The following is a 10516-nucleotide window of genomic DNA, read 5'->3' as shown; positions in this document are numbered from 1 at the left end:
TTCACTAGCACTCCACGTCCAGGCGCAACAAGTGCTCACCCACTGGCGGCCAGACCCAAGTCTGCCCGATGACCGACTCACCACCCATTAGGCGCGTTGACGGCTGATGGAGTGCCGTGAAAGACGCGTTGGTGTCGTTGAACGCCGGTAACGCGCCTTTCACGGCATCGACGAGGTCGTGCGCGACGGGCTCGGGGGAACCTAGGGTGTAGCCATGGTCGACATCCAGGTACTCGGCGGTCCAGTCGAGCGAAGCGAGGAGATCCTCACCCCCGACGCGCTGGCGTTCCTCGGCGAACTCCACGAGCGGTTCGCGAGCAGGCGGGACGAGCTGCTCGCGGCCCGTGGCGCCCGGCGCGACGAGGCGTCCCGCACGGGCCGCCTCGACTTCCTGGAGTCGACCCGCGAGGTGCGCGAGTCCGACTGGCAGGTGGCGGGAGCCCCGGCGGACCTCAGGGACCGCCGCGTCGAGATCACCGGTCCCACCGAGCGCAAGATGGCGATCAACGCCCTCAACTCCGGCGCCAAGGTCTGGCTGGCCGACCTGGAGGACGCCAACACCCCCCACTGGGAGAACGTCGTGGGCGGCCAGGTCAACCTGGCCGACGCGGTCCGCAAGACCATCGCCTTCACCTCCCCGGAGGGCAAGAGCTACGCGCTCAAGGGCGACAAGCACGCGGTCATCGTGATGCGCCCCCGAGGCTGGCACCTGGACGAGCGCCACCTGGAGATCAACGGCAAGCGGGCGGTGGGCGCGCTGGTCGACTTCGGCCTCTACTTCTTCCACAACGCGCGAGAACTGCTGAACCGGGGCAGCGGCCCGTATTTCTACCTCCCGAAGATGGAGTCGCACCTGGAGGCCCGCCTCTGGAACGACGTCTTCACCTACGCGCAGGAAGCCAGGGACATCCCGCACGGCACCACCCGCGCGACAGTCCTGATCGAGACCATCCCGGCGGCGTTCGAGATGGAGGAGATCCTCTACGAACTGCGCGACCACATGTCCGGCCTCAACGCGGGCCGCTGGGACTACCTGTTCAGCATCATCAAGTACTTCCGGGACGCGGGCACCGACTTCGTGCTCCCCGACCGCAACGACGTCACCATGACCGCCCCGTTCATGCGTGCCTACACCGAGCTGCTGGTCCGCACCTGCCACAAACGCGGCGCGTTCGCGATGGGCGGCATGGCCGCGTTCATCCCCAACCGCCGCGATCCCGAGGTCACCGAGAAAGCCCTGGCCAAGGTGCACGACGACAAGAGCCGCGAGGCTGGTGACGGCTTCGACGGCTCCTGGGTCGCACACCCGGACCTTGTGCCGATCTGCGACGAGGAGTTCACGAACGTCCTCGGCGACAACCCGAACCAGCTGGGCAAGCTCCGCGAGGACGTCTCCGTGACCGCGGAGCAGCTGCTGGACGTCAGGTCCACGCCCGGCAACACCACCGCGGCGGGCCTGCGGGCCGCGGTCGACGTCGGCGTCCGCTACCTCGCGTCCTGGCTGGGCGGCAACGGCGCGGCCGCGATCCACAACCTCATGGAGGACGCGGCCACGGCCGAGATCTCCCGTTCGCAGGTCTGGCAGTGGGTGCGCAACGAGGTCACGCTCGATACCGGTGCCACCGTCACCGCCGACCTGGTGCGCGAACTGCTGGCCGACGTGCGCCAGTCGCTCACGGACGTGGTGCCCGCCGAGCACCTCGCGCCCGCGGTCGAGCTGTTCGAGCAGGTCGCTCTGGCCGACGACTTCCCCGACTTCCTGACGCTGCCCGCCTACGAGCGGATCTGAGGTGCGCACGTCCCTGGACGGGTCGCTGCTGGCCGGGTTCGCCCGCCGGATGTCCGGTGTGGACGCCGAGCGGGCGGCGCGGTACCCCGGTGACGCGGGCGGCAGGCAGCCCGTGCACACGTGCTACGTGCCCGCGGACAAGGTCACCGACGACCTGCCTGCCCAGTGGGGTGCGGCCGCCATCGAGGCGCTGGAGGAGCACGCGCCCGGCCCGCGTGCGTTCGCCGAGGTGCTCGGGCTGCCGCCGGAGCTGGCCGAACCCGTGCACGAGAAGGTCGTCGCGAAGCTCACCGGTGAGCCCGTCGAGGACCTGCGCATCGACTTCGAGGACGGCTACGGCCTGCGCGCCGACGAGGACGACGACGCCGTCCGGTGCGCGGGCCTGGCCGCCACGCTCGACGTGCCGTGGGTCGGCATCCGGTTCAAGTCGTTCGAGCTGTTCGAGCGCGGCGCCCGCACGCTCGACCTGTTCCTGTCGCAGCTGGCCGAGTTCCCCGCCGGGCTCGTGCTGACGTTCCCGAAGGTCACCTCGGTCGAGCAGGTGTCCGCGCTGGTCGAGCTGCTCGAGGTGCTGGAGGACCGGCTGGACCTCGAACGAGGCCGGTTGCGGTTCGAGATCCAGATCGAGACCACCCAGTCCATAGTGGACGCGACGGGCCGGTTCGCGATCCCGGGGTTCATCAGCGCGGGCAAGGGCCGGGTGTCGGGTCTGCACTTCGGCACCTACGACTACACCGCCGCATGCGGGTTGTCCGCCGCGGAGCAGCACCTCGCGCACGCGGCGTGCGACTTCGCCCGGCACGTCATGCAGGTCAGCGCCGCCGGCACCGGAGTGCGCCTGTCGGACGGCTCGTCGAACGTCCTGCCGGTGGGCGACCGGGATGCCGTGCACGCGGCATGGCGCACGCATTTCGGGCTCACGCTGCGGTCGCTGACCCACGGTTTCTACCAGGGCTGGGACATGCACCCCGCGCAGCTCGTCACCCGCTACGCCGCCAACTACACGTTCTACCTCGGTAATGCCGCCGCGGACGCCAAACGTTTGCGCGCCTACGTGCAGAAGGCCGACGCGGGTGTGCTGGACGAACCCGCCACGGCGCAAGCGCTCGCCATGTCGATGCGTCGGGCGCTGGACTGCGGGGCGCTGTCCCCGGCGGAGGTCGAGGAGCTGTGCGGGTTGTCCGAAGTGGAACTGGGCAGGCTGGCCCGCAGGGACACCTTGTGACACAACCGGAGCTCGTCATCCGCGCCCGCCGGATGATCACCCCGGCAGGCGAGCACCCCGGCGCGGTGGGCATCGCCGACGGCGTGATCGTCGCGGTCGGAACCGAGCTCGACGGGCCCGCGTTCGTCGACCTCGCCGACGACGAGGTGCTGCTGCCGGGTCTGGTCGACACCCACGTGCATGTCAACGACCCCGGCCGCACCGAGTGGGAGGGCTTCGCGACCGCCACCCGCGCGGCGGCGGCGGGCGGGGTCACCACGATCGTCGACATGCCGCTCAACAGCGTGCCGCCGACGACCGACGTCGCGGCCCTGGGTGTCAAGCGCACCACCGCGTTCGGCCAGACCCACGTGGACGTGGGGTTCTGGGGCGGTGCGGTGCCCGGCAACCTGGAGCAGCTGCCCGCGCTGCACGAGGCGGGCGTGTTCGGCTTCAAGTGCTTCCTGCTGCACTCCGGTGTGGACGAGTTCGGGCACCTGTCCACGGGCGAACTGGCCGCCGTGATGGCGGTCCTCGCCCGGGTCGACGCGCTGCTGATCGTCCACGCGGAGGACCCGGACCTCATCGAGCACGCGCCCGGCCCGCACGGCCGCGCGTACCGCGACTTCCTCGCGTCCCGCCCGAAGGAGGCCGAGCACCGCGCGATCGCGACGCTCATCGACCTCGCCCGGCGCACCGGCGCGCGGGTGCACGTGCTGCACCTGTCGTCGGCGGACGCGCTGCCGATGCTCGCGGCCGCCCGCCGCGACGGGGTGGCGATCACCGTGGAGACCTGCCCGCACTACCTGACGCTGAGCGCGGAGGAGATCGCGGACGGCGCCACGCAGTTCAAGTGCTGCCCGCCGATCCGCGACTCCGCCAACCAGGACGCGCTGTGGCAGGGGCTCGCCGACCGCGTCATCGACTGCGTGGTGAGCGACCACTCGCCGTGCACCGCGGACCTGAAACGCTTCGACACCGGCGACTTCGGTGAGGCGTGGGGCGGCATCGCCGGGCTGCAGCTGGGCCTGCCCGCCATGTGGACGGCGGCGCGGCGGCGCGGTGTGCCACTGACCGAACTCGTGCGGTGGATGTCGTGGGCACCCGCGGAACTCGCCGGGCTGACCGGCAAGGGCGCCATCGAGGTCGGCCGCGACGCGGACCTGTGCGTGTTCGCCCCGGACGGGGAGTTCACCGTGGACGCCGAGGAACTGTTCCACCGCAACGCGGTCTCGGCCTACCACGGCCGCACGCTCACCGGGGTCGTGCGCCGCACGTGGCTGCGCGGCCGTGAGGTGACGGGTGCGGCCCCGCACGGAAAACTGCTGGAGCGCTGATGGACTTCACGGGCATGCCGGATCTCGCCTCCCGACGGGTGGGTGGCAGCGTGCTGTGGGCGAACGACGAGCTGTTCGCCGAGCGGGAGAACCTGATCCGCCCGCAGGAACCGGGTTTCCAGCCCGCCACGTTCGGCCACAAGGGACAGATCTACGACGGCTGGGAGACGCGGCGGCGTCGCGAGCCGGGCACCGACAGCGCGGTGGTCCGGCTCGGGCTGCCCGGCGTGGTCCGGGGGGTCGTCGTGGACACGGCCTACTTCACCGGCAACTACCCGCCGTTCTGCTGGGTCGAGGGCGCGTCGGTGGACGGCTACCCGTCACCCGCCGAACTGGCCGGCGCGGACTGGCGGCCGCTGGTGCCGCGTTCTCCCTTGCTGGGCAACACGAAGAACCCGTTCGATGTCGACGACCCGCACCGGTTCACGCACGTGCGGCTGACCATCGACCCGGACGGCGGCGTCGCGCGGCTGCGCGTGCACGGCACGCCGGTGGCCGACCCGAGGTTCCTCGACCTGGCGTCGCTGGACCTCGCGGCACTGGAGCACGGCGCGGCGGTCGACGGCTGCAGCAACATGTTCTACTCCTCGCCCGCGAACCTGATCTCGCCCGGGTTCGCGCAGGTGATGGGGGATGGCTGGGAGACAGCACGCCGCCGCGACGAGGACAACGACTGGGTGTCGGTCGCGCTCGCGGCCGAGGGCGCCGTGCGCATGGCCGAGCTGGACACCAGCCATTTCAAGGGAAACGCACCGGGCTGGGCCTCGCTCGCGGGCCGCGTGGGTGACGAGTGGTTCGAGCTGCTGCCGAGAACCCGTCTGCAGCCCGACACCCGGCACCGCTTCCGCCTGGCCGGCCCCGCCGTGACCCACGTCCGCATGGACGTCTACCCCGACGGCGGCATGGCGCGGCTGCGCCTGCACGGCGCGCTGACCGAGGCGGGGCAGAACGACCTGGTGTGCCGGTGGCTCAACACCCTGCCGGAGAACCAGGCGGAGGCGGCACTGGTGGAGGCGGGCCTGTCCCAGGAGGAGGCGGCCGGGCTCGTGGCGACGCGCCCGTTCACCGAGATCCCGTCGGCGCACTGACCCGCACAGCGGGCGCACAGGCGGGCGCGTTCCGGTGACATCGCGGTCGCCGTTCCCCGATGATGGGCCGCGTGCCGAGGAAACTGGTTCTGGTCATCGCCGCCGCCGCGCTGGTCGCCGGGTGCGACAGCGCCACCCCGCGACCCACGCCGACGCCGACCGCGACGGCGGGACACGACGAGGTGCGGATCGTGAACCTCAACGCCGCCATGGGCTACAAGAACGGCGCGGGCGACGCGGCGGGCACGGACGCGCTGACCTCGGACTACGAGCTGCTGGCCGACGACATCCTGAACCAGCGCGGCGACGTCGCGAACCTCCAGGAGATGGCGCTGCCCGCCTCCCGGGAGCTGCGCACGATCCTCGAGGAGAAGACCGGCGACACGTGGGAGCTGAACTTCTCGTTCTCCGGCAACGCGACCTACTACACGGGGCAGAAGGGCGAGTCGGGCCCGCGGCCGGACTACCGCGACGTGCCCGCGGGCAACGCGCAGCTCATCCGCATCGGCGACGGCATCACGAGGCAGAAACCGCTGACCGACGACGGGAAGAAGGACGACGGCAAGACGCCGGACCAGGGCATCATGCTGCCGTCGGTCGGCCGCTCCTTCGTCGGCGCCGAGCTCACGGTCCCGGGCGGGACGGTGGCCGTCTACAACACCCACCTCGCGCTCGCCGACCAGGTGGCCGACGAGGTGCGGGCCGGGGACGTGCTGAAGATCCAGGAGATCACCGAGGCGGACACCGTGCCGAGCGTGCTGACCGGCGACTTCAACCAGACCATCGACTTCGTGCCCGGCCAGCCGTACCCGAGCCCGAAGACCGTCGACGCGATCCGCGCGTTCATGGACACCTACGGCTACGCGGACGTGGGCCGCGACAAGGGTCCCACCAGCAACGAGAAGCGCAAGTTCCTGGGCACCAAGCGGATCGACTACATCCTCGCGCGGGGCATCCGGACCACCGACACCGTCCGGTTCGTCAGCCACGAGTCCGACCACTGGGGCCTCGCCACCACGATCGCGTTCGACGGCATCCCGTCCTCCGACGTGCCGCCGCCGACCCCGCTGCCGACCACGGGCACGACGACCAGCCAGGCGCCGACGACGACCACGACCGCGCCCGCCGGTCCGACGACCGAGGGCGCCATCACGCGGTACCAGCAGTACCTGCACGCGGTCGGTGCCGCGGATGTCGCGACCATGTGCGAGATCGCGGGCCCGGCCGCGAAGCGGGCCGAGGACGAGGGCTTCGGCCCGTGCGAGCAGACCATGCCCGTGGCGCTGTCGATGTTCTCCCCGGAGCAGCGCACGGCGCTGCTGGACGCGACCGTCGACCCGGCCAAGGTCGCCGGCGGCGGCACGACGGTGCGGATCCCGGCCGCCGCGGTCCGCGCGGCAGTCACGTTCACGTCGTCCGACCTCGGCGACGCCGTCATGTCCTACCTCGACGGGGAGTGGTTCGTCACCGACTGAGTGATGTTTCGGGTCGCGTGCCCGGCGGTACTCACGCGGCGTGCGGACACTGTTCAGGCGCCGATTCCGCCGGGTGAGTCGGTTCGACGCCGAACTCGTCCGGCGCAGCGGAGACCTTCCCCATACCCCGGCCGACCGCGGCTTCCAACTGCTCGGCCGCGCGGCGAACCGCAGCAAGCTCTGGTTCGCGATCGCGGCGTTGCTGATCGGCAAGAAGGGTGCGACGCGCAGGGCGGGGCTGCGCGGTGTCGCCGCCATCGGGATCGCGAGCTTCGCCGCGAGCGCCGTCGGCAAGCGCCTGTTCCCGCGCCGCCGCCCGGCCGCCGAGCTGTTACCGGTCTACCGGCGCATGACGAAACGGCCGACGTCGTCGTCGTTCCCGTCCGGGCACTCGGCGTCGGCGTTCGCGTTCGCGTCGGCCGCCGCCATGGAGCACCGCGGTGCCGCGGCCGTCACGCTGCCGCTCGCCGCGGCCGTCGGCTACAGCCGCGTCCACACCGGGGTGCACTGGCCGACGGACGTCGCCGCGGGCGCGGCCATCGGCGTCGGCGCCGCCTACGCGACCCGCCACTGGTGGCCGCACCGCAAGGACCTGCCCGAAGGGCCGCAGCGCCGGGCGACCGCCGAGGAACTGGGTGACGGCGAAGGTCTCGTGCTCGTGGTGAACCCGGGTGCCGGCTCGAGCGGCGACGCGGGCGACGAGGTCCGCAAGGCGTGGCCGCGTGCGGACGTCATCGAGATCCTCCCGGACACCGACGTGCTCGCCGAGCTGACCAAGAAGGTCGGGAACGGCACTGACAGCGGTCCGGTCAGGGCCATCGGTGCGGTCGGTGGCGACGGCACAGTCGCGTGCGTTGCCGGGGTCGCCGTCGAGCACGGGCTGCCGCTCGTGCTGGTCCCGGCGGGCACGCTCGACCACTTCGCCAGGGACCTGGGCATCCAGAACCTCGACGAGGCGCAGGCCGCGTCCCGCGCGGGTTCGGTCGTGGTCTGCGACGTGGCCGAGGTCGACGTGTCGTACCGCGGCGACGAGACCGAACGAGTGGTGTACGTGAACACCGCGAGCCTCGGCGGCTACCCGGAAACCGTACGGCTGCGGGAAAAGCTCGAGGCCCGCTGGCCCAAGTGGACGGCCGTGCTGCTCGCGACCACCCGCACCCTGCGCCGCGCCAAGCCGATGAAGATCATGCTGAACGGCCACGAGCGACTGGTGTGGATGCTGTTCGTCGGCAACGGCCCGTACGAGCCGAAGGGCTTCGGCGCGGCCCGCCGCCCGTCACTCGCGACCGGAAAGCTGGACGTGCGGTACCTGCGCGCCGACCTGCCGTACTCCCGCGCCCGGTTCCTGCTGGCCTCGCTCACCGGCACGCTGAGCACCAGCCACGTGTACCGGCACGCCGAGGTGGCGCGGGTGGACGTGGTGCTGCTCGACGGCCACCGCAGGATCGCGCTGGACGGCGAGGTCGGCCCGCTCGGCCGCCGCTTCTCGTTCCAGGTCCGGGAACGCGCGCTGCCGGTCTACAGCCCCTGACCCCCGAACGCCGCCCGCAACCGTCGCAACCGATCGTCGGGGCTCTGACGTGGGCAGCTGACGCACTTCTGCTGCCCCGGCGCCTCGTACACGAGGCAGCACGACGCCCGCCGCACCGCGCGCTGCCCGCCGACCGTCACGTACCTCGGCACGGGGAACCGCTCGTCCGCCGCCAGCGCGACCGCGTTGGCGGCGGTGCCGCCCGCCCACAGCACGCGGTTGGCCAGCGAGTCGGTCGCGATCGCCCACAGTGACCGCTCCGCCGCACCGGACGCCGACGTCACGGCGGCCACGCACGTCGCGACCACGTCGGCGACGCGGGCCGGCGCCGTCGAAGCGTCCACAGTGGACGAAGAACGCGCGTCGAGCACTCGGCCGTCCGGGTGCAGGTACAGCGTCATCGAGGCCAGCGCGGGATCCGCCGTCCGGCCGCCCCGCACGTACGACTCGGCCACCGGTCCGAGCAACACGGAACTCGCCGAGTACCACCACAGGACCCCGGCCGTCGCGGCCCCGGCCAGCCGGAACCGGCTCGCCGTCGCGGTGAGCGCTGCGCCGAGCCAGTCGGGATCGGTGACCGCCGCCGCGGGCACGGGTTGCAGACCGGTGATGCCGCGAGGGTAGTGGCGACCGGTCCGGAAACGTGCTCGTAACACGACCACTCGGACAGTTCACCGCTGTGAAACACAGCACGCGATCCTGCGAAACCTGCCTTTTGAATGCTGCTCGCCAAGTTCGATGGCCGCGAAGGCAGAGGAGGAAAGCGTGGAAGGGAACACGGCCTGGTTGCTCACCAGTGCCGCCCTGGTGCTCTTGATGACACCGGGGCTGGCGTTCTTCTACGGCGGCATGGTGCGCACGAAGAGCGTGCTCAACATGCTGATGATGTGCTTCGGAGCAATCGCCGTCGTGGGTGTCCTGTGGGTCATCTACGGTTACTCGCTCACCTTCGGTGACGACATCGGTGGCGGGCTCCTCGGCGACGTCACCCAGTACATCGGCCTCTCCGGCCTGATCGGCAACGAGGACGCGCTCGCCACCACCGGCTTCGTCGCGTTCCAGGGGATGTTCGCGGTCATCACGGTCGCGCTCATCGCCGGTGCGATCGCCGACCGCGTGCGGTTCGGCGCGTGGCTGCTGTTCGCGGGCATCTGGGCCACGATCGTGTACTTCCCGGTGGCGCACTGGGTGTTCGACTTCAGCAACGACTCCGGTCACGTCGGCGGCTGGATCGCCAACGACCTCGTGGCGTTCGACTTCGCCGGTGGCACCGCGGTCCACATCAACGCCGGTGCGGCGGCACTCGCGCTCGCCATCATCGTCGGCAAGCGGCGCGGCTGGCCGAGGGAGCCGATGAAGCCGCACAACCTGCCGTTCGTGATGCTCGGCGCGGCGATCCTGTGGTTCGGCTGGTTCGGGTTCAACGCCGGTTCCGCGCTGGCCGCCAACGGCCTCGCGGGTGTCGCGTTCATCAACACCTTCTCGGCCACCGCGGCCGCGATCCTCGGCTGGCTGCTCATCGAGCGCATCCGGGACGGGCACGCCACGAGCCTCGGCGCCGCGTCCGGCGTCGTCGCCGGTCTCGTCGCGATCACCCCGGCCTGCGCGTTCGTCGACACCTGGGGCGCGCTGCTCATCGGTGTCCTCGCCGGTGTGTTCTGCGCACTCGCGGTCGGCCTCAAGTACCGGCTCGGCTTCGACGACTCGCTCGACGTGGTCGGCGTCCACCTGGTCGGTGGCCTGTGGGGCACGCTCGCCATCGGTATGTTCCAGACCACCTACGTCAACGACACCGGTGTCAGCGGCCTGTTCTACGGCGGTGGTGTCGGGCAGCTGGGCAAGCAGGCGGTCGGCGCGTTCGCCGTCCTCGCCTACTCGTTCGTGGTCACCGCGATCATCGCCTTCGTCATCAAGGTCACGATGGGCTGGCGCGTGACCGACGACGAGGAGGTCACCGGCATCGACGAGGCGGAGCACGCGGAGAGCGCCTACGAGTTCTCCGGTCTGCGCAGCGGGTCGTCGTCGATGTCCAAGGCCGCGGACGCGTTGTCCGGTAACAAGGTCCCGGCAAAAGCGAGCAAGGAAGGCTGAA

The 10516-nt window shown here is 71.1% G+C and carries 8 protein-coding genes; 7 read left to right on the top strand and 1 reads right to left on the bottom strand.

The features are described 5' to 3' along the window. The first annotated feature begins 214 nt into the window (after positions 1 to 214). The 6 genes from aceB to FHR82_RS33790 all read left to right on the top strand — a co-directional run bounded on the left by aceB (position 215) and on the right by FHR82_RS33790 (position 8424). Positions 215 to 1789, top strand: coding sequence for a malate synthase A (gene aceB, locus FHR82_RS33815; RefSeq protein ID WP_184814647.1), 1575 nt, complete (start codon positions 215 to 217; stop codon positions 1787 to 1789). A gap of 1 nt (position 1790) precedes the next feature. Then, positions 1791 to 3014, top strand: coding sequence for a DUF6986 family protein (locus FHR82_RS33810; RefSeq protein WP_311771399.1), 1224 nt, complete (start codon positions 1791 to 1793; stop codon positions 3012 to 3014). Then, positions 3011 to 4330 carry an allantoinase AllB gene (allB, locus tag FHR82_RS33805; RefSeq protein WP_184814646.1) on the top strand — a complete coding sequence of 440 codons (1320 nt, stop codon included), beginning with the start codon at positions 3011 to 3013 and terminating at the stop codon, positions 4328 to 4330. The genes FHR82_RS33810 and allB overlap by 4 nt, the downstream gene beginning before the upstream one ends. Next, positions 4330 to 5418 (top strand): allantoicase, encoded by a 1089-nt coding sequence (alc, locus tag FHR82_RS33800; protein WP_184814645.1) that lies wholly within the window; start codon positions 4330 to 4332, stop codon positions 5416 to 5418. The genes allB and alc overlap by 1 nt, the downstream gene beginning before the upstream one ends. A gap of 71 nt (positions 5419 to 5489) precedes the next feature. Continuing rightward, positions 5490 to 6893, top strand: coding sequence for an endonuclease/exonuclease/phosphatase family protein (locus FHR82_RS33795; RefSeq protein ID WP_184814644.1), 1404 nt, complete (start codon positions 5490 to 5492; stop codon positions 6891 to 6893). A 73-nt stretch (positions 6894 to 6966) separates the two neighbouring features. Continuing rightward, entirely contained in the window at positions 6967 to 8424 is a 1458-nt protein-coding gene (locus FHR82_RS33790; RefSeq protein ID WP_311771398.1) for a bifunctional phosphatase PAP2/diacylglycerol kinase family protein, read from the top strand. Here FHR82_RS33790 and FHR82_RS33785 read toward each other — a convergent pair. Next, positions 8412 to 9086 carry a (2Fe-2S)-binding protein gene (locus FHR82_RS33785; RefSeq protein ID WP_311771397.1) on the bottom strand — a complete coding sequence of 225 codons (675 nt, stop codon included), beginning with the start codon at positions 9084 to 9086 and terminating at the stop codon, positions 8412 to 8414. The genes FHR82_RS33790 and FHR82_RS33785 overlap by 13 nt on opposite strands. A gap of 103 nt (positions 9087 to 9189) precedes the next feature. Here FHR82_RS33785 and FHR82_RS33780 point away from each other — a divergent pair, with 103 nt between their 5' ends. After that, the gene (locus tag FHR82_RS33780) at positions 9190 to 10515 is read left to right on the top strand and encodes an ammonium transporter (RefSeq protein ID WP_311771396.1); all 1326 of its coding nucleotides are present in this window, start codon (positions 9190 to 9192) and stop codon (positions 10513 to 10515) included. Position 10516 lies beyond the last annotated feature (1 nt).

Origin of the sequence: Actinophytocola algeriensis (genome assembly GCF_014203735.1) — a bacterium.
Taxonomy (GTDB): domain Bacteria; phylum Actinomycetota; class Actinomycetes; order Mycobacteriales; family Pseudonocardiaceae; genus Actinophytocola; species Actinophytocola algeriensis.
The sequence above is the reverse complement of the archived record's forward strand: the minus strand, read 5'-3'. Positions and strand labels throughout refer to the sequence as shown.

Bases quoted from the DNA above. Each gene is read 5' to 3' on its own strand.
- aceB (WP_184814647.1), top strand. From the start codon at position 215: ATGGTCGACATCCAGGTACTCGGCGGTCCAGTCGAGCGAAGCGAGGAG.
- alc (WP_184814645.1), top strand. From the start codon at position 4,330: ATGGACTTCACGGGCATGCCGGATCTCGCCTCCCGACGGGTGGGTGGC.